The organism is Corallococcus terminator, from assembly GCF_049194865.1.
In the GTDB taxonomy this organism is placed as follows: Bacteria; Myxococcota; Myxococcia; order Myxococcales; family Myxococcaceae; genus Myxococcus; species Myxococcus terminator_A.
Genome location: NZ_JBLZWL010000145.1, coordinates 1 through 18,317, shown reverse-complemented (window position 1 = coordinate 18,317; position 18,317 = coordinate 1). Strand labels below are relative to the sequence as shown.

The following is an 18,317-nucleotide window of genomic DNA, read 5'->3' as shown; positions in this document are numbered from 1 at the left end:
AGCCGAAGCTGACGCCGGGCGCGGGTGGTGGCGCTCTTCCAGCCCACCGCCCCAGAGGCGCACTCAGCCCGCCCGAAGCACCGTGCCCAACCGCCGCACTGCCTCCTCGATGCGCGCCGGCTCGCAGTGCGAGAAGTTCAATCGCAGTCCATGTGACGCCGATCTTCCGCCGCTCACCGCGAAAGCCTGCCCCGGAAGAAACGCCACCTGCTGCGTCTCCAGCGCCCGCTCCAGCAACACCGTGGTGTCGAACCGCTCCGGCAGCTCCACCCAGACGAACATTCCGCTCGTGGGCTTCGTCCACGAAGCCCCGTCCGGCAGGTGCTCCTCCAGCGCCCGCAGCAGCGTGTCCCGCCGCAGCCGGTACTCCCCGCGCAGCCGCTCCAGGTGCCCGTCCAACTTCCCCGACTCCAGGAACGCAAGCACCATCCGCTGCGTGAAGGTCGCCGTGTCGATGTCGCTCGACTCCTTCACCGTCGCCAGCCTGAACACCAGCGCCTCTGGCACCACCACCCAGCCCACCCGCAACGCCGGCGCGAGAATCTTCGAGAACGAGCCGACGTAGTACACCCACTGCTCATCCAACGAGCGCAGTGGAGGCAGCGCCCCACCCTGCTCGTAGTGCAGGAACCCATACGCATCATCCTCGATGATGGGCATGCGGTACTCCCGCGCCAGCTCCACCAGGCGCTCCCGCTCCGCCATCGCGAGGCTCGTCCCGAGCGGATTGTGCCCGTCGCTCATCGTGTACATGAACGCCGGTCGCTCCCCCGACTCAAGCAGCGCCTCCACCCCCTCCAGATCCAACCCCGTCCGCGAATCCCGCTTCACCGTGAGCCGCCGCGCCTGGAACGGGTCCAGCACCTGCTGGAACCCCGAATACACCCGGTCCTCCAGCAGCACCGCCTGCCCTGGCTCCAGCAAGAGTCGCGTCAGCAGATTCATCCCCTGCTGCGCCCCCGTCGTCAGGAACACCTGACTCGTCGAGCAGCGCACCCCGCGCTTCGCCATCAGCGCCACCACCTGCTCGCGCAGCGGCTCCAACGTCGCCGAGTACTGCAACGCCCCCACCTGCTCCGCCAGCACCCGCGCCGCCGCCTCCGCCATGCCCTGCGTGGGAAACAGCTCCGCGGCGGGGAGCCCCAGCGCCAGCGAGAACACGCCGGGCCGGGTGATCTTCTGCAACATGTCCTGGATGGCCGAGGGCGCCAGGCGCCGGGCCCAGGACGCCAGCGGCAACTCGGAGGAGGTCAAAGATGCCGTCACGGGGAGATACCTCCGGACTTCGACGCGCAAAACATGCGCACCCTTGAAAGTCCGCCGCAATCGTAGCGCAGGGGAAAGCCCCCAGGGTGAACAGCCGCGACAGGGAGAGACTCCCCGTGTGTACCGAGGGCCCTACCCCACGCCTCCAGCAGGCAGGCGATCGTCAACAGGGGCTTCCCTGTCTCCACGTCGTCCCAGATAATCGACGCTCGCCTGGAGAACCCGATGCTGGACCGACCGATGTACCTCAAGCCCAACGTGGCGCTCGAGCCACTGTACAACCAGTGGTACGCCTGGTGGTACCTGCTGTCTCCCGCCACCGCGCCGCTGTTCGTCACGAACCTGCACCAGAAGCTGATGCAGTCCTTCGTCGCCAACCCCGACGTGCACGTGGCCGCGCTGAAGAACCCGATGTTGATGGGCGGTCCGTTCATCAACCACCCCACCGCGCGCGCGGCCAAGGTGAAGGAGCTGCTGGAGCGGAACCAGAAGGAACAGGCGCACATGCTCGCGTACACCAAGGCGGTGGCCGAGCTGGAGCAGCTGATGGCTCCGAACAACGGCGGCTCCCTGGAGGCGCTCTACCCCAAGGTGCCGGACCTGCTGCGCGGCTACGTGGAGCTCACGTATGACCTCAGCAACCGCGCCAGCGCGCGCTACATCGAGCCGCTCCTGTACAAGAGCCGCTTCTATCAAGAGTCCGCGCAGAGCGTGACGCTGATGCAGGTGGACGGCGACTGGCGCCCGTACATCTTCAGCACGCCGCGCCTCGAGGAGGACATGCCCGTCCACCTCAAGGTGCCCTACCGCCACGAGGGCCTGGACGCACTGTTCCGCATGCGCCACACCCCGGGCTCACCGGGACAGGTGGCGGAGATGCTCGGCGTGCCGTCCTCGGCCGCCGCGGCGTTCGCCGACCTCTTCACGGACGTCGTGCCTCGCAAGGCGCCTCGCTACGACGGCGAGGGCGTGCGGGTGCGCTACTTCGGCCACGCCTGCGTGCTGCTGGAGACGAAGGAGGTCAGCATCCTCACCGACCCCGTCATCAGCTACGAGTTCCCCACGGACCTGCCGCGCTACACGCACGCGGACCTGCCCGAGCACGTGGACTACGTCGTCCTGACCCACGGCCACGCCGACCACCTGATGATGGAGACGCTGCTCCAGCTGCGTCACCGCGTGGGCACCATCATCGTCCCGCGCAACAACGGCAACTCGCTGGCGGACCCGTCCCTGCGGCTGATGCTCCACCACACGGGCTTCAAGAACGTGGTGGAGATCGACGACCTCCAGGAGATCACCATCCCCGGCGGCTCCATCACCGGCCTGCCCTTCCTCGGCGAGCACAGCGACCTGTCCATCCAGGCCAAGACGGCCCACCTGGTGCGCATCGGTGGCAAGTCCATCCTGATGGCGGCGGACTCCAACGCGATTGAGCCGCGCATGTATCAGCACCTGCGCGAGATCATCGGCCCCATCGACATCCTGTTCCTCGGCATGGAGTGCGAGGGCGGCCCGATGAGCTGGATGTACGGCCCGCTGTTGTCCAACCCGCTGCCTCGGAAGATGGACCAGGCGCGGCGCCTCAACGGCTCCGACTGCAACCGCGCCATGGAGATCACCAACCACCTGACGCCCAAGGAGGTCTACGTCTACGCCATGGGCCAGGAGCCCTGGCTGCGCCACGTGATGATCCTCGTCTACAACGAGACGACTCCGCAGCTCATCGAGTCGAACAAGTTCATCGACCACTGCCGCTCCAAGGGCATGCAGGCCGAGCGGCCCTACGTGCGCATGGAGCGCGTGCTCTAGGCGGCGCGCGTCGCCAAGAGGCCCCGGGCCTGGAGCGCGGCCAGCACGCGCTCCAGCCCCACCTCCACCGCCTCCGAGTCCGAGCGGACCGTGACTTCGGGGGCCTCGGGGGCCTCGTATGGGTCCGACACCCCGGTGAAGTGTTGCAGTTCCCCCGCGAGCGCCTTCTTGTAGAGCCCCTTCACGTCGCGAGCGATGAGCGCGTCCAGCGGCGCCTCGATGTAGACCTCCACGAAGGGCAGCCCCGCCTCCTCGGCCAACCCCCGCACCTCCGCGCGCGAGCTCCGGTAGGGCGAAATCGCCGCGACGATGACGCCCACGCCGTGCCGGGCCAGGAGCCGGGCCACGTGGCCGATGCGCCGGACGTTCTCCTCGCGGTCCTCCCGAGTGAAGCCCAGTCCGCGAGTCAGCCAGGTGCGCACCTCGTCGCCGTCCATCACCTCCACCGGACGCAGCGGCTCCAGCTTCGAGCGCAGCGCTCGCGAGAGCGTGCTCTTGCCCGCGCCGGACATGCCCGTCAGCCAGAGGATGAACCCGGAGCCTTGCCGATTCATGCGCACCTCAGACAGCGGGGCCGTTGATCATCCCGGCCCCCACCGTCGCGTTCGTGGCTTCGTCAATGAGGATGAAGCTGCCCGTGTGGCGGTTGCGGCGGTACTCGTCGAAGAAGAGCGGCACCGTGGTGCGCAACGTCACCCGGCCAATCTCGTTGAGCGCGAGCCGGGGACTCGTCTCGTCCCGGCTCAGCGTATTCACATCCAGCCGGTAGTGGAGCTGCTTCACCTGGGCCCGCGCCGAGCGCGTGGTGTGCTTGAGCGCGAACCGGGCGCCTGGCTGGAGTGACACCCCCTCCGCCAGCCAGCACACCATCGCATCCAGGTCCTGCCCCATCATGGGCGGATTGCCCGGCCGGCACAGCATGTCGCCCCGGCTGATATCCAGCTCGTCGGCCAGCGAGACATTCACGGACATGGGCGGGAACGCCTGCGCCAGCGCCTTCCCCGCAAGGTCCAGCTCGCGGATGCGCGTGGTGAAGCCGGAGGGGAGCGCCATGACCTCGTCGCCCGGCCGCAGCACACCGCCCAGCACCTGCCCCGCGTACGCGCGATAGTCCGGGAACTTCGACGACATGGGCCGGATGACGCTCTGCACGGGGAAGCGCACGTGGATGAGGTTGCGGTCCGACGCGATGTGCACGTTCTCCAGGTGGTGCAGCAGCGTGGACCCCTGGTACCAGGGCATCCGCTCCGAGCGCGTCACCACGTTGTCCCCGCCCAGCGCGGAGATGGGGATGAACGACAGGTCCGCCACGTCGAGCTTCATCGAGAACTGGCGGAACTCCTCGCGGATGCGCTCGAAGACGGCCACGTCGAAGCCCACCAGGTCCATCTTGTTCACGCACAGCACCAGGTGCGGCACGCGCAAGAGCGAGGCCAGGAACGCATGGCGCCGCGTCTGCTCCAGCACGCCCTTGCGCGCGTCCACCAGGATGAGCGCCAGGTCCGCCGTGGACGCGCCCGTCACCATGTTGCGCGTGTACTGAAGGTGCCCCGGCGTGTCCGCGATGATGAACTTGCGCTGCGCCGTGGCGAAGTACCGGTACGCCACGTCGATGGTGATGCCCTGCTCGCGCTCGGCCTTCAGGCCGTCCAGCAGGAGCGCCAGGTTGACGTACTCGTCCCCTCGCGCGCGGCTGGTGCGCTCCACAGCGGCGAGCTGGTCCTCCAGAATCGAGCGGGTGTCATGGAGCAACCTGCCGATGAGGGTGCTCTTGCCGTCATCGACGGAGCCCGCGGTCGCGAAACGAAGCAGTTCCACTAGAAGTACCCCTCGCGCTTGCGGTCTTCCATCGCCGTCTCGCTGAACTTGTCGTCCGCCCGGCTCGCGCCCCGCTCGGTGACACGCGAGGCGACAATCTCGGTGATGACCTCCGACACCGTGACGGCGCCGGACTCCAGGCACGCGGTGCACGTCATGTCGCCCACCGTGCGGAAGCGCACCGACGCCGTGGAGACCTCCTCGCCCGGCAAGAGCGGCAGGTAGGGCGACCACGCCATCAACATGCCGTCCCGCCGGAACACCTCGCGCCGATGGCTGAAGTAGATGGAGGGCAGCGCCACGCCTTCCCGCGCGATGTACTGCCACACGTCCAGCTCCGTCCAGTTCGACAGCGGGAAGACGCGCAGGTGCTCCCCCCGACGGTGGCGGCCGTTGTAGAGGTTCCACAGCTCCGGGCGCTGGTTCTTCGGGTCCCACTGACCGAACTCGTCGCGGAACGAGAACACCCGCTCCTTCGCGCGCGCCTTCTCCTCGTCGCGGCGCGCGCCGCCGAAGACGGCGTTGAAGCGGTGCTTTTCAATCGCCTCCAACAGCGGCACCGTCTGCGCGCGGTTGCGCGAGGCGCGCGGCCCCTTCTCCTCCGCCACCCGGCCCCCGTCGATGGCCTCCTGCACGGACGCCACGTGCAGCCGCGCGCCCAGCTCCGCCACGCGCGCGTCACGGTACTGGAGCACTTCAGGGAAGTTGTGCCCCGTGTCCACGTGCATCAGCGGGAAGGGCAGCGGCGCGGGCGCGAAGGCCTTCACCGCCAGGTGCAGCATCACCGCGGAGTCCTTGCCCCCGGAGAACAGCAGCACCGGGCTGTCCAGCTCGGCGACCACCTCCCGGATGATGAAGACCGACTCCGCCTCCAGGGCGTCCAGGTGCGACAGCTCGTAGCTCACCAGAAAACGCTAGCACGCCTCGGCAGGAGCCCTGCCAGTCCACTCATTCACGGATTCCGAGCGCAGTCAGCCAGTCCTGTATGCTGGGTGGAAGTCTTCAACCTGCTCGAAGTGCCGAGGCCTTGACCCGTTTTCCTCGGCTGTGCGACAGAACCATACCGACATGCCCAGTGCGCCCACCCCGAACCTGAACTCTCCCGAACGTTGGTTTCCCTCCCGGAAGCCTCTTCCCGACCCTCGCCTGCGGCTGTTCTGCCTGCCGTTCGCCGGAGGCAGCGCGTCCATCTACAGCGGCTGGCAGGGAGGCCTGCCGCCAGGCGTGGAGCTGTGCGCGGTGCAGCTCCCCGGCCGTGAGCGGCGGCTGATGGAGAAGCCCATCGACAACATGTCCGCGCTGATGGACGTGCTGCTGCCGGTGCTCGCTCCGTTGCTGGACAAGCCGTTCGCCTTCTTCGGCTACAGCATGGGCTCGCGCATCTCCCTGGAGCTGACCCGACGGCTGCAGGCGCGCAACGGGCCGCTGCCCCGAGGCATCGTCCTGGCCGCGTCCGGCGCGCCCCGCGAGACGGACCGCAAGCCCATCCACCACCTGCCGCAGGAGGACTTCATCAACGAGCTGCGCCGCTACGACGGCACGCCGGAGGAGATCCTCCAGCACCGTGAGCTGCTGGAGCTGCTGGTGCCCACCCTGCGCGCGGACTTCGCGCTGGCGTGGTGGGAGAACGGCCCCGTCCCCGTGAAGCTCGACGTGCCCATCTCCGTCATGGGCGGCAACGAGGACAAGCACGTGTCGCTCGCGCGCCTGGAGACGTGGCGCGAGGAGACGCGCAGCCCCGACTTCCGCATCCGCCACTTCGAGGGCGGCCACTTCTTCATCCGCAAGCAGCAGGACGCCATTCTCGCCGCCCTCCGCGAAGACCTCACGCGGTGGATGGCCGCTCCGGCCTGAGGCTCAGGCCTCCTCGACACGAGGCGGCCCGTCCGACTCCAGCGGCACGGTGAACCGCCAGCTCACGCGGAAGGGCCGCTCCTTGGCCCCCCGCATCGCCACGGCGGCCTGGTGCCGCGCGGACGGGCGCAGCTGCATGAAGCGCCACGTCTCCGGCGAGTCCACCATCCGCGCATCGAAGGAGATGCGCGGCTCCTTGCCGGCCTCCAGGTGGAAGGCGAACTGGTCCAGCGGCAGGGACAGCCCCGCGCCGCGCGCCTTGATGTAGGACTCCTTGAGCGTCCAGTACTCGAAGAAGCGCCCGCGCTGCTCGGCCGCCGGGAGGGCCCGGAGCGCGGCGACCTCCGGCTTGGCGAAGAAGTGGTCGGCGATCTCCACCGTCTCACCGTGACGCTCCGCGTCCTCCACGTCCGCGCCCAGCTCCGCGTCCAGTCCCACCGCCACCAGCGCCATGCCGTCGGTGTGCGACAGGTTGAAGCGCAGGTGCGCGCCCCACTCGCCCCGCACCTCCGGCCTCCCGTACGCGTTGGTCGAGAAGCTCCACGCCGAGGGTGCCACCGGCGCGTAGCGCGACAGCGTCAGCCGCACCAGCGCGTGACTCACCAGGTATTGCTTCTGGTGCCGCTCGAAGCGGAAGCGCTTCTGCTTCTCGCGCTCCCCTGCGTCCAGGAGCCCCCAATAGGCCTCCAGGAGCCTGGGTTCCAGGATGCGCTCGGGCTCGACAATCCACACATGGACTTCGTCCGGACGAAGCTCCAGCGGACCCACGACAGTCGACATGCCTCTCCTCTACCACGGCGGACGGCACCCCGCGTAGGCTCGGAGGTCCAAGACCGGCCTCGCGCCGGAACGGGGGGAGAAACATGGATCCGCACGCCGCGACGAAGAAGCTGGAGACGCTGCGCACGCTCATGGCCGGCCACACCGACACCAGCGAGGAGCGTCGCATCCTGGACCTCCTGCGGGACGCCACCGCCGCCGAGCTGAACTACCTCCTGGCCAACGTCGACCTCGAGTCCCTGCTCGGGGACCTGGATGACCGCATCTTCGGGCCCGACCACCACACCGCCCTCTTGACGATGCTCTGCCGGGAGCGCGCCCCACAGCTGGCCCTGCCGGTGCGCGCCAGCCTGGTGACGGCGCTCCAGCGCGGAGGCACGCCCACCACCGCCGAGCGAGCGCTGCGCGACATGTTCCTGAGCGTGCACGGCCGCGAGCTGACCGCGTTCAAGAACCTGCTCGACGCCGGCAACAACCACCAGGACCTGGAGAAGCTCCTCTTCGACGACGTGGACGACCCGGCGCTGCGGGAGGAGATCCTCTCGCACATCCACCGCGAGGGTGAGGCGGCGCCCAGCGGGGAGAACAAGGTCCTCAGCGACATCGACGACACCTTCTTCGCCAACCTCAAGGACACGCGCTACCCGTCCAAGACGGTGTACCCGGGCGTGCTCGCCTTCTACGCGGAGCTGGACCGCGGGCCCGGCCTCATCCCCGGCCGCGAGGGCGACCTGACGTTCGTCACCGCGCGGCCCATGGACCCGCTGGGCGCGGTGGAGAACCTGACGTTCGATACCCTGAAGAAGCACGGCGTCCCGCCCCACGTCGTGCTCTCCGGCAGCCTCACCCACCTGCTGGGCAACTCCCGCATCGCCGCGAAGAAGTTCGACAACTTCCAGCGCTACGTGCGCGTCTTCCCGGAGTACGGCTTCGTCTTCGTGGGCGACAGCGGCCAGGGCGACGTGGAGTTCGGCGACAAGATGCTCACCGCCGCTCCGCAGGCCGTCCACGCCGTGTTCATCCATGACGTGGTGGACACCCCGGAGACCGCCCGCCGCGCCTGGCGCGAGAAGCGCATCCACTTCTTCGACACCTATGTGGGCGCCGCGCTGGAGGCCTTCGCGCTGGGCCTCATCTCCCGCGACGGGCTGGCGCGGGTGGCCCTCGCCGCGCGCGAGTCGATGGAGGGCATCGCCTTCACCTCCGCGGCCCAGCGAGATGCCCGCAAGGCGGAGCTGCTCCGGGACTTGCAGCGCGCGGACGCGCTGACGTCGCCGTCGCCTCCCGCGGCGCACTGACCCGCCTGGACGTCGCGCATGCGAAGTCCGGGGTGCCCTCGGGGCCCGGAGGCTGACGGGTTCCGGACGGCACCGGGCGCGCGATGACGGCTGGGTGAGCATTTCCCCTCCTCCGTCCCTCGGGGCAGTTGGCGCGAGCCCTCTCCCCGCCAACTTTCCCACCGCTCCCTCACGGGAGAAACGGGGGCGGCGTCGATGCCGCCATGGGGAAGGGGTGGCGGCGTGAGTGGGGACGGGACCTGATGGAGCTCTTTCCCATCCATCTGCTGTTCATCGTCGTCTTGATGAACCGCTACATCCTCGGTCCGTTCCTGCGGCGCCTGCGCGGGCCCAGCATCGACCGCGCGGACGACACGTACCGGCCTCGTGTCGCCATCGTCATCCCCCTCTTCAACGAGGGGAAAGGCATCTTCCACGCCGTCCGCAGCCTGCTGGAGCAGGACTACCCCAGCGAGCTGCTGCAAATCGTGGTGGTGGACGACTGCTCCAAGGATGACAGCTACGCGTGGGCGATGAAGGCCGCGGAGGGCCACGCCAACGTCATGGTCATGCGCAACCCGGAGAACCTGGGCAAGCGCAAGGGCATCAACCGGGGCGTCCAGGCCGCGGTCGACGCGGAGATCATCGTCTCGGTGGACTCGGACGTCATCGTGGACCGGTCCGCGGTGCGCAACCTCGTCCGCCGCTTCGTCAGTCCTCGCATCGCCGCAGTGGGCGGTCGCACCTTCGTGACGAACCGCCACCAGAACTGGCTGACGCGCATGGTGGAGATCAAGTTCCACTTCGCCCAGCAGTGGCTGAAGGATTTGGAGCGCAGCTTCCGACAGGTGATGTGTCTGTCCGGCTGCCTCACCGCGTATCGCCGACACGTGCTCCTGGAGCTGGAGCCCATCCTGGAGGCGCGCTCCATCGCGGGCGTGCCCATCAAGTACGGCGAGGACCGGTTCCTCACGCGGCAGATCGTCAAGCACGACTATGAAACGGTCTACACGCTGGACGCGTTCTGCTTCACCGCCGCGCCCGCGACGCTGGCCAGCTACTTCTCGCAGCAGCTCCGGTGGCGGCGCTCCAACCTCGTCGACCTGCTCGGCGGCCTGTCACACGCGTGGCGCCTGCATCCGGTCATCACCGTCCACTACGTGTCCCAGCTCGTGCTGCTGCTCGCCTACCCCGTCGTCATCGTCCACAACGTCCTCACCGGGGAGTTCCTGGACATCCTCTCGTTCCACTTCCTGGTCATCGGACTGCTGGGAATCATCTACCGGCTGGAGACTCGGCACCTGCCCGAGGACCGACGGGTGCATGGGGCGTGCTTCCTGCCCATGGCCCTGCTGATGCCGGTGACGTACGCGCTCTTCACACCGCTGGCGCTGCTGACACTGGACTCGGGGAGCTGGGAGACCCGAGGCAGTCCCAGCGCCGCCCAGGTGCCTTCCACCGCTGAAGACCGCGGTGGCTTGCCGCCCAACCCCGCCGGAGAGGGCTCTCCATGAATCAACGCATCGCGAATCGCATCAATGCCGTCGCCGTGTCCACGTACAAGCTCCTGGGCTCGGTGCTCCTGGGGCTCATCCTGGCGGCGCTGGTGTCCTTCCTTGCGGTCCAGGGCTTCTTCCTGCTGAGCCATGGCTGGGTGACGCCCACCGTGGTGTCTCCCACGGACCCGCAAATCCTCTCACTGAACACCCAGCTCGCGGCGCAGACGTCAGCCAGGGACCATGTCGTCGCGGAGCGACGCGCGGTGGAGAACCGCATCGAGGACGCGGAGCGCACCGTGTCCGCGGAGCGGGCCTTCCAGCAGCGCTTCCTCGTGGCCCTGCGCGGTGAGCGCGCATCCAAGGACCGCGTCGCGAAGCGACTGGCCTCGCTGCGCCACGAGTACAGCCGGGCCCGGGAGGAGATCCTCAAGTCCAACCGCGCCTACGCGGGGCTGTCCCGCGTGCGCACGGACGCGATGTATGGAGCGCGGCTGCTCCAGCAGGAGGACAAGCTCACCATCAACCACCACCTGGCGCAGCTCGCGCAGAGCAACCTGAACCTCGCGCAGACCACCGTGGACCTGGACACGCGAGTGGACTCGCTCCAACGGGAGCTGGCCGGGTTGACGGCGGTGCATGACGGCATGGGCAAGGATGGCACGCCCGCGGGAATCACTCCGGACGTGCTGCTCCTGGAGCGTGAGTACACGCACTCGGTGCTGGAGCAGGGACGCGCGGAGGCGACGCTGCGCAGCCTGGAGCATGACCTGAAGGCGCTCGACGACGTGTCCCAGCGCTACGAGGCGCTCATCGCGTCGCTGCGAGCCTCTCCCTATCTGCGCGCCATCGAGAAGGACCTGACGGTGGCCTTCGTGCCGTACGAGAACCTGAACAACGCGGCCGTGGGCACGCCCCTCTTCGCGTGCGCCGCGAAGGTCGTCTGGTGCCGCGAGGTGGGCGTGGTGGGCCGGGTGCTGGAGGGCGAGGTCTCCATCAAACACCCCATCCGTCAGCACATGCTGCGCGGGGTGATGGTGGAGGTGAAGCTCAACGACTCCGCGTCGGCGCGAGAGGACCTGCTGCACCTGGGTCGCGCACCGCTGGTGCTGTGAGTGCACGCGCCCATGAAAACGTGGAGAAGCCCCATGCGGAAGACTCTCACTTGCGGCGTGTTGCTGTTGCTCGCCGCGCGAAGCCCGGCGGCCCTCGCGCAGTCGCCCGCCGCGCCATCCCCACCCGACGTCCGCGTGGAGGACCGCGCGGCCGGCTACTGCGACTGGGTGGGAGGTCTGGGCGACGCGGAGGCCGCGCTGGAGCTGGCCCCGGAGGTGTTCGGCAGCTTCGGCGCGGTGAACACCGGCGAGGCCGAGGGCGGCCTCCCGCTGGGCAAGCCCAAGCTGCGAGTGACGGCGGGCCTGAGCTACGACTTCGTGGGCCTGTACCGGAGCAGCAAGATTCACCGACGCGCGGCGGCCGACTGTCGGCGTCACCAGGCCCTCTCCATGCTCCTGACCGCGGTGAGGCAGGGCTCCGGACTGGGTGAGGACTCCGCGCTGGAGGCGCGGGCCCGCGTGCTCCAGGACGCCCTGCCCCGCGCGGAGGCGCTCGTCACGGCCCTGCGCGATGACCTCCGGGACGGCCGGGCGACGCTGGAAGAACTCAACGCGATGCAGGTGCGGCTGGACAACCTGCGCTCGCTGAGCACCGACACGACGCTGGCGCGAGAGCGGCTGGCGGCGCGTCCCGCGTTTCCTCCGGGCCAGCGGCTGGAGTCCCTGCTGGCGGAGCTGCGCGCGGCGGATGACGCGATGGAGGTCGCCGCCGGGAGTCTGCGCCGGGCCAAGGCCTGGGAGCTGAGCATTCGCGGCGGCTACGACGAGGTCTTCGACCTGGACCAGGACGTCCCCCTCTTCGGGCAGGTGATGCTGACGTATGACCTGGGCCACCTGTGGCAGGGCAAGGCCAATGCCCGCGCGCGCGACGGTCGCCGCCGCTCGACGCTGCACGAGGTGGAGGGCGTGCACCAACAGGTCTCCGAGCTGCTGGTGGAGCTGCGCTCGCGACACCGCATGGAGGAGTCGCGGCTGCGGGAGGTGTCGTCGCTCGTGACGGATTTGGAGGGCCAGCTCCGCGAGGTGGAGGCGCTCCAGACGCGAGAGATACGCCGGTTCCGAGACTACCTCCTGCTGGAGCTGGCGCGGCTGCGCGCTGAGCAGGCCTACCTGACGGCCCACGTGGAGGCGCTCACGGCGTTCCTCGGGACGACGCGTCCCTGATGCCCACCGTGGCCCGGAGCCGAGTCCTCGTGGCCTGTCTGGGCTTGGGCGCGCTGATGGGCCTCGGGTGGGAGCGACCTCCGCCGACGAAGGAACGTGTGACGACGCTCGCCCCGGTGCCCTTGTCGAAGTGGAAGGTGACGCAGGGCTCGCCGCGCGAACGGACCGATGGACGAATCGACGTGGACGGGGCTCGCCTGCGCGCCGTCGTGCCCGGCACGAACAGGGCCTCACGCGCCGAGCTGCGCTTCCTGCCCCGAGGGCCCAGTGGAGAGCAGCGAGCCTTGCAGTCCGGCGCGCAGCGCCAGCAGGTGGGCCTCAAGCTGCGCGCGCTCGACGGCTGCAACGTGCTGTATGTGATGTGGCGCTTCGCTCCGAAGGCAGGCGTCGTCGTCAACTACAAGCGCAATCCCGACCAGCACCAGAGCAGCGACTGCGGCAACCGGGGCTATGTCACCGTGGCCCCCTTCCGACGCAGCGCGGTGAGCGCGCCTGGCTGGGACGAGGAGCACACCCTGCGCGTGGAGCTGCGCGGCGTGACGTTGCGCGTGTGGACGGACGACGTGCTGACCTGGGAAGGCGACCTTCCACCCGAGGCCCTCGCGCTCGAGGGTCCGGTGGGACTGCGCTCGGACAACGTGCGGCTGACGTTCCAGCTCGGGCTCCCCCCACGCTGACGCATTCCATCCAGACGTCACACTGGTGTCTTGAAGAGACTTGAGGGCATCCTGCGCGTCCACGCAGGGACATGAAGAGGCCCGTATGCTCGCTGGACGTCTGGGTTCACTCCGCTGGCTCGTGTTGTCATCGCTGGGACTGGGCGCGCTGGGATGTGGCGGTTCGCTGGAGGCCGTGGAAGACACAGCGCTCCGCGATACGGAGGCGTCCCTCGCGGGACTCCAGGGCAACACCGTATATGGGCGCTGGCTTGGCTCGGGGGGCCGGAGCCCCACTCATCCCGGCAACCGCACCTTCGTCGTCGACCACGCGGGCCCCACGGCGACGTTGACGTTCACCCTCACCTCGCCCGTGGACGCCTACCTCTATCTCCTCGACGCGAGCGGCAACGTGCTCGCCGAGGATGACAACAGCGCGGGCAACCTGGGGGCGCGGCTCTCCGTCTCCCTGGCCCCCGGCACGTACAAGCTCGTCGCGGCGACCGCCTCACCGGGCCAGAGCGCGGACCTCACCCTCGTCTCCGACAGGGCGCCGCTGCGCTTCAGCCAGCGCCTGCTCCTCAAGCCCGTGTCGACCTTCCAGTGGATCTACGACGACAGCGGCACGGGCTCGAACGACGACGTCTCCATCTGGCGTCCCAACCTCGCCCAGGCTCCGGGCTACTACTCGCTGGGCGATGTCATGATGCCCAACGGCGGCGGTGGCCCCGCGCCCTCGACGGCGCTCGTGGTGCAGGGCGAGGGAGACCTGCTCGCGCGGCCCGTGGACTACGTCTGGGTCTGGGACGACAAGGGCTCTGGCGGCACCCATGATGGCTCGTTCTGGGAGCCCCTCGCGCCCGCTGGCTACACCTGTCTGGGCGCGGTGGGAGTGCTGGGATACGGCAAGCCCTCCACGGACCTCATCCGCTGCCTCAAGAGCGAGTACGTGGTGGCCGCCAATCCAGGCGCCGTCTGGAATGACAGCGGCTCCGGCGCGAACAACGACGTGGGGCTCTGGCAGCCACAGGCCCGGGACCACCGGGGACTGCCCGCCACCACCTTCGTCGCGCGTCCCAGTCACTCCGACACGGGAGGCAGCCGCTACTGGTCCATCAACAAGAGCGCGACGGCGCACCCGGAGCTTCAGGGGCTGCCCGTGAGCGCGGCCACGGCGGCGGCCTTCGCCCCTCGCGTGTGGATGCACCCGAACGAGGCCTACTTCCCCTCCTCCACGGAGTTCCACCTGGCCAACGTGCACGTGGAGGGCGGCCATCAGGTGACGAACCAGGCGCTGGGCTGTGACTCCTGCACGGACCCGCAGTTCCTGGATGGACAGCGGCCCAATCAGACGCCGGTGCCTGTCTATGCGGAGCTCATCACCCGCACCGTGAATGGCCTGCCCACGTCCACCACTGACGTGGTGTATTGGATGTTCTATCCGTACAACAATGGCAAGCGTGTCTGCATCGGCTGGTACTCGCCCTGGGGCTGCGTGGGGGGCTACTCCACCTTTGGCAACCACGTGGGGGACTGGGAGCACGCCACGGTGCGCTTCGTGGAGGGCCGCCCGTCGCAGGTCTACCTGAGCCAGCACGCCAGCGGGCAGACGTTCACCTATGGCGACAAGGGCCTGGGACTCTTGGGCTGGCGACCGGAGCTCTTCTCCGCCCAGGGTTCGCACGGCGTCTACGCGGATGCCGCGCGGCACATCTACCGGAACCTGCCCAACGGCGACTTCCTGGCGGATGACACTGGCCGAGGCATCGCCTGGGACACGTGGAGCGCGCTGGTGCCCTTCGACTGGCGCACGCCGGGCACCTTCGAGGGGAGCCTGTCCTGGCTGAACCGCACCGAGCGCTGGGGCAACCCGAAGTCGGGCTGCGACGTCTCCGAGCCCATCGCGGGCGAGTGCATCCTCAACGACGGGCCCACCGGCCCCATGTCCAAGAGCGCGTCCCGGCCAGACTTCCTGCCCCTCGACTGACCTGCCGGTGCACTGCAGGAAGACATGGCCCATCAGGGGCTCTTCCCCGAAGAGCCTCCTCGTTCCTATATGGCGCTCCAGGGCATGCTTCCGACAACCTTGGAACACCCCGCGCGATTGCCATTCCCATTCATCTCCCATCCAATCAATCGCACCATCCGTTCCGCACATGCGTCTGACTCTTTTTCCACGCCACACAGTCACGACTGTCCAACCCGCACACAAAACAGGCAAATCAGGCTAGACCTTATTAACCTCAATGAAGATAAACCCTCTGGGAGACACCGGCTCGCGGTCTCCGCATCGGCCCCCAGAGCCTTCGAAGAGGTTCCCATGAAGAACAGTCTCAGAGGTCTGTGCCTGCTTGCACTTGGAGCAGTGATTGCCGTGGGTTGTGGTGGCGCTCCCCAGGAAGAGACGCAGCCCCAGGACAGCGACTCGTCGGAGGCCATCCCGTCTGAGTACCTCGGCGCCGAGGATGAAGAGGCGGTCCAGGGGGAGGTTGGAAGTAGCGCCATCTGCTGCCACATCAAGTGTTCAGATAACTGGTATGGCCCCTACCCGTCCGTTCAATACAACAATTGCCATCAGTACGGGAAGTACAAGTGCCAGCAGAAGGGACTCGTCTATCAGACCTATGGCTGGAAGAAATGCTAGTCCTCTTCAATCACTCAAGGACACGCCCATGAAGATCCAATTCAAGAATGCATGGCTGCTTTCCCTGGCGGCCACCCTCCTCCTGGCCTGCGGTGGCACAGCGAACGAGCCGCTCGATGGTGACAGCCCTGCGCCAACCGCCATTCCCGAGGAGTATATCGGGCAGGACGAAACTGTCTTCAACGAAGACACTCCCGTGGGAGAGCTCAAAGCCTGCTGCTTCGTCTACTGCTCGACCGACACGGTGTGGAGGGGTCCCTTCCGGAACGTCGAGTATGGAAACTGCCTGAACTACGGGAAGTACTACTGCAAGCAGCGTGGCCTGGCCTACGCGGGCAAGAAGTGGGATGAGTGCTAGACCCTGTCTGATTCAAGCCCACGCGTGACGACGGGCGGTTCCAGAAGCGACTTCGCTACGACCACGAAGTCGCACAAGTGCGGATAGACGCCCTGGAATACGGCGAGTCGAGCATCAATTGATAGGGTACGCGTGGACGAAGAGGAAGACGAGCATGCCCTGAAACAACGCACAGCCGAGCACCACGGGCCCTCGCAGCGCGGGGTGCCGGCTGAGCCAGGCGCCCAGGGGCAGGAAGGCGGGCCACACGGCCGCGCTGTAGCGCCCCAGGCCCACCAGCCCCACCGTCCACAGCACCAGCATCAACGGCAGGCCAAAGGCTGCCAGCGTCCACCAGCGCCTGCGCGCCGTGAGCAGGAGGGCCCCCACGCCGGGGATGAAGGAGAGCGTCACGTAGAGGGTGACCTCGGGCGCCCAGTCGCCCTTCCACCAGGTCGCCAGCCCCGCCCAGGCTCCCGCCCACTCGCCCCCTCGTACCTTCCACCAGATCTGCGGGTCGCCGAACTTCCGCCAGAGGAAGACGAAGTAGAGCGAGGTCATCACCAACGGAATCGCCAGCGCGAGCATGTCGCGGTGGAACCACGCCTTCAGCCCACCCCCTCGCGAGCGAAGCTGCTGGAACAAGAGGGACAGGCCCGCCACCAGCGACAGGTGACGCGCCAGTCCGCCGAAGCCCAGCGCGACCGCCGCCCACCAGTGCCGCCCTCGCAAGCTCAAGAGCAGCGCGAGCGCGGTGAGGAACACCATCCAGGACTCGGGGTAGCCCGCGGACTGGAAGAAGGCGAAGGGATACGCGGTGAAGAGCAACAGCGAGACGCGGGCCGTGTCCTCGCCCTCCAGCACGCGAAACAGCCGATACAGGACGATGAGCCCCAGCAGCCCGGCGATGTTGGCCACCAGCACCAGTGAGACCTGGATGCTCAGGCCCGTGGTGTCTCGCACCAGCCGCCCCAGCATCGGCAGGAGCGGGAAGAAGTTGGTGGCCTGGGGCCTCGCATAGCCCTGCTGGGCAATCTCCGTGTACCAACCACAGTCCCACCGGCAGAACGCATCCAGCCCCGCGAGGTTCGGCTGCTGGAAGGGCGCGCGGTGAAGCCTGTTGTCGAACACGAGCGACACGCGCGCGAGCAGCAACAGCGCCAGCCGGCTGATGAAGAAGAGCGCCACGGGAAACGCCAGCTCCGCCCCTAGCGCTCGCAGCCGCGCTCCCAGCGATATCCGGAGCGGGGCCTCTGAAACAGGAACTTCGGTGGACATGCGGTGGCTGAATCCAGAGGTGCGAGAAGGGCGGGCACCCTACCCTAGTCCCGCGTCCTTCACAGCGCCCCTCGCTGCCGTGGCATGACCTGGAATGCTACTCTCCACCCCCCTCGCCCAGCCTGCGTGGCGCGAGGCCCCAGGGAGGTCCACACCATGCGTGCAAAGGCTGGATGGGTCGCGACCGCGGGAGTCGTGATGGCACTCGGGCTCGCCGCGCTGCTGCGCCAGCAATGGGTGGTGCCGCGTGCCGCCCCACCGCCTCCCTCGGCCGCGCTCACGCCCATCTCCAGCGAGCCCGACATCCGGCCGCCCGCACCGAAGCCGTCCCCACCCAGGCCGCGTGCGCCCATGACACCGCCCACGCTCAATGGGATGGGCCTCGCGGAGGTCCGCGTCGTCTCCGCCCAGGACCAGCGCCCCCTCGCGGGCGCCACGGTCGCCATCATCCGGAGGCCCGTCCACCTGGACCAGCCCCTGGAGTCGGCGACGACGGATGAAGAGGGCATCGCCCGCATTCCCAGTGCGACCCCGGGCATCTTCCACCTGTGCGCGCGCGGCGCGGGCCACGGGGAAGACTGCTCACTGGAGCTGGGGCTCGTCGCCGGAGGAAGCATCACCGCTCAGCTCTCGCTGCCCCCGACCCCTGATGACGCCGCCGTCATCGGCACCGTCTTCCAGCCCGATGGGACGCCTGCCCAGGGAGTGCGCTTGATGGCCTATTCGCAAGGCCGGATGCCCCTCCAGTCCATCACAGACGCCCAGGGGCGCTACCGCCTGGAGGGCGTGCGACCGGGCTCCAATGACATCCATCCCTTCT

General features: G+C 68.3%; 17 protein-coding genes. 11 read left to right on the top strand and 6 right to left on the bottom strand.

Annotated elements, in window-relative coordinates; translation table 11 throughout:
• Window positions 1–63: 63 nt before the first annotated feature.
• Complete coding sequence (locus ACN469_RS43240; protein ID WP_498778219.1) at window positions 64–1,266, bottom strand: aminotransferase-like domain-containing protein; 1,203 nt, start codon at window positions 1,264–1,266, stop codon at window positions 64–66.
• Between the two features lie 225 nt (window positions 1,267–1,491).
• Between ACN469_RS43240 and ACN469_RS43235 the strand changes: the two genes are divergently transcribed.
• On the top strand, window positions 1,492–3,078 hold the full coding sequence (locus ACN469_RS43235; RefSeq protein WP_498778217.1) for an MBL fold metallo-hydrolase: 1,587 nt from the start codon (window positions 1,492–1,494) through the stop codon (window positions 3,076–3,078).
• Here the strand turns inward: ACN469_RS43235 and cysC are convergent.
• The 3 genes from cysC to cysD are packed head-to-tail and all read right to left on the bottom strand — an operon-like array spanning window position 3,075 to window position 5,801.
• Window positions 3,075–3,632: an adenylyl-sulfate kinase gene (gene cysC / locus ACN469_RS43230; protein WP_498778215.1), complete on the bottom strand. Its 558-nt coding sequence runs from the start codon at window positions 3,630–3,632 to the stop codon at window positions 3,075–3,077. The two genes, ACN469_RS43235 and cysC, sit on opposite strands and share 4 nt — an antisense overlap.
• A 7-nt stretch (window positions 3,633–3,639) precedes the next feature.
• On the bottom strand, window positions 3,640–4,896 hold the full coding sequence (locus ACN469_RS43225) for a sulfate adenylyltransferase subunit 1 (RefSeq protein ID WP_498778214.1): 1,257 nt from the start codon (window positions 4,894–4,896) through the stop codon (window positions 3,640–3,642).
• Window positions 4,896–5,801, bottom strand: a complete 906-nt coding sequence (gene cysD / locus ACN469_RS43220) for a sulfate adenylyltransferase subunit CysD (RefSeq protein ID WP_498778212.1) — start codon at window positions 5,799–5,801, stop codon at window positions 4,896–4,898. Before cysD ends, ACN469_RS43225 begins: the two co-directional genes overlap by 1 nt.
• Window positions 5,802–5,964: 163 nt before the next feature.
• Here cysD and ACN469_RS43215 point away from each other — a divergent pair, with 163 nt between their 5' ends.
• The gene (locus ACN469_RS43215) at window positions 5,965–6,750 is read left to right on the top strand and encodes a thioesterase II family protein (RefSeq protein WP_498778210.1); all 786 of its coding nucleotides are present in this window, start codon (window positions 5,965–5,967) and stop codon (window positions 6,748–6,750) included.
• Between the two features lie 3 nt (window positions 6,751–6,753).
• Here ACN469_RS43215 and ACN469_RS43210 read toward each other — a convergent pair whose 3' ends face one another.
• Entirely contained in the window at window positions 6,754–7,530 is a 777-nt protein-coding gene (locus ACN469_RS43210; protein WP_498778208.1) for a 4'-phosphopantetheinyl transferase family protein, read from the bottom strand.
• A gap of 83 nt (window positions 7,531–7,613) precedes the next feature.
• On the opposite strand from ACN469_RS43210, the gene ACN469_RS43205 reads away from it, so the two are divergent.
• The 8 genes from ACN469_RS43205 to ACN469_RS43170 all read left to right on the top strand — a co-directional run bounded on the left by ACN469_RS43205 (window position 7,614) and on the right by ACN469_RS43170 (window position 16,240).
• Entirely contained in the window at window positions 7,614–8,828 is a 1,215-nt protein-coding gene (locus ACN469_RS43205; protein ID WP_498778207.1) for a phosphatase domain-containing protein, read from the top strand.
• Between the two features lie 242 nt (window positions 8,829–9,070).
• The gene (locus ACN469_RS43200; RefSeq protein WP_498778205.1) at window positions 9,071–10,321 is read left to right on the top strand and encodes a glycosyltransferase family 2 protein; all 1,251 of its coding nucleotides are present in this window, start codon (window positions 9,071–9,073) and stop codon (window positions 10,319–10,321) included.
• On the top strand, window positions 10,318–11,418 hold the full coding sequence (locus tag ACN469_RS43195) for a hypothetical protein (protein ID WP_498778204.1): 1,101 nt from the start codon (window positions 10,318–10,320) through the stop codon (window positions 11,416–11,418). Before ACN469_RS43200 ends, ACN469_RS43195 begins: the two co-directional genes overlap by 4 nt.
• Before the next feature lie 33 nt (window positions 11,419–11,451).
• Window positions 11,452–12,582 (top strand): hypothetical protein, encoded by a 1,131-nt coding sequence (locus ACN469_RS43190; protein ID WP_498778202.1) that lies wholly within the window; start codon window positions 11,452–11,454, stop codon window positions 12,580–12,582.
• The gene (locus ACN469_RS43185) at window positions 12,582–13,259 is read left to right on the top strand and encodes a hypothetical protein (RefSeq protein ID WP_498778200.1); all 678 of its coding nucleotides are present in this window, start codon (window positions 12,582–12,584) and stop codon (window positions 13,257–13,259) included. The genes ACN469_RS43190 and ACN469_RS43185 overlap by 1 nt, the downstream gene beginning before the upstream one ends.
• Window positions 13,260–13,344: 85 nt before the next feature.
• Window positions 13,345–15,225 carry a Vps62-related protein gene (locus ACN469_RS43180; protein ID WP_498778198.1) on the top strand — a complete coding sequence of 627 codons (1,881 nt, stop codon included), beginning with the start codon at window positions 13,345–13,347 and terminating at the stop codon, window positions 15,223–15,225.
• Between the two features lie 378 nt (window positions 15,226–15,603).
• Window positions 15,604–15,882, top strand: coding sequence for a hypothetical protein (locus ACN469_RS43175; RefSeq protein WP_498778197.1), 279 nt, complete (start codon window positions 15,604–15,606; stop codon window positions 15,880–15,882).
• Between the two features lie 28 nt (window positions 15,883–15,910).
• Window positions 15,911–16,240, top strand: coding sequence for a hypothetical protein (locus tag ACN469_RS43170; protein ID WP_498778195.1), 330 nt, complete (start codon window positions 15,911–15,913; stop codon window positions 16,238–16,240).
• Between the two features lie 114 nt (window positions 16,241–16,354).
• Here the strand turns inward: ACN469_RS43170 and ACN469_RS43165 are convergent, their stop codons facing one another.
• Window positions 16,355–17,497 carry a mannosyltransferase family protein gene (locus ACN469_RS43165; RefSeq protein ID WP_498778194.1) on the bottom strand — a complete coding sequence of 381 codons (1,143 nt, stop codon included), beginning with the start codon at window positions 17,495–17,497 and terminating at the stop codon, window positions 16,355–16,357.
• Window positions 17,498–17,695: 198 nt separating this feature from the next.
• Between ACN469_RS43165 and ACN469_RS43160 the strand changes: the two genes are divergently transcribed.
• On the top strand, window positions 17,696–18,317 hold a 622-nt coding region (locus tag ACN469_RS43160), incomplete at its 3' end, for an MSCRAMM family protein (RefSeq protein ID WP_498778192.1).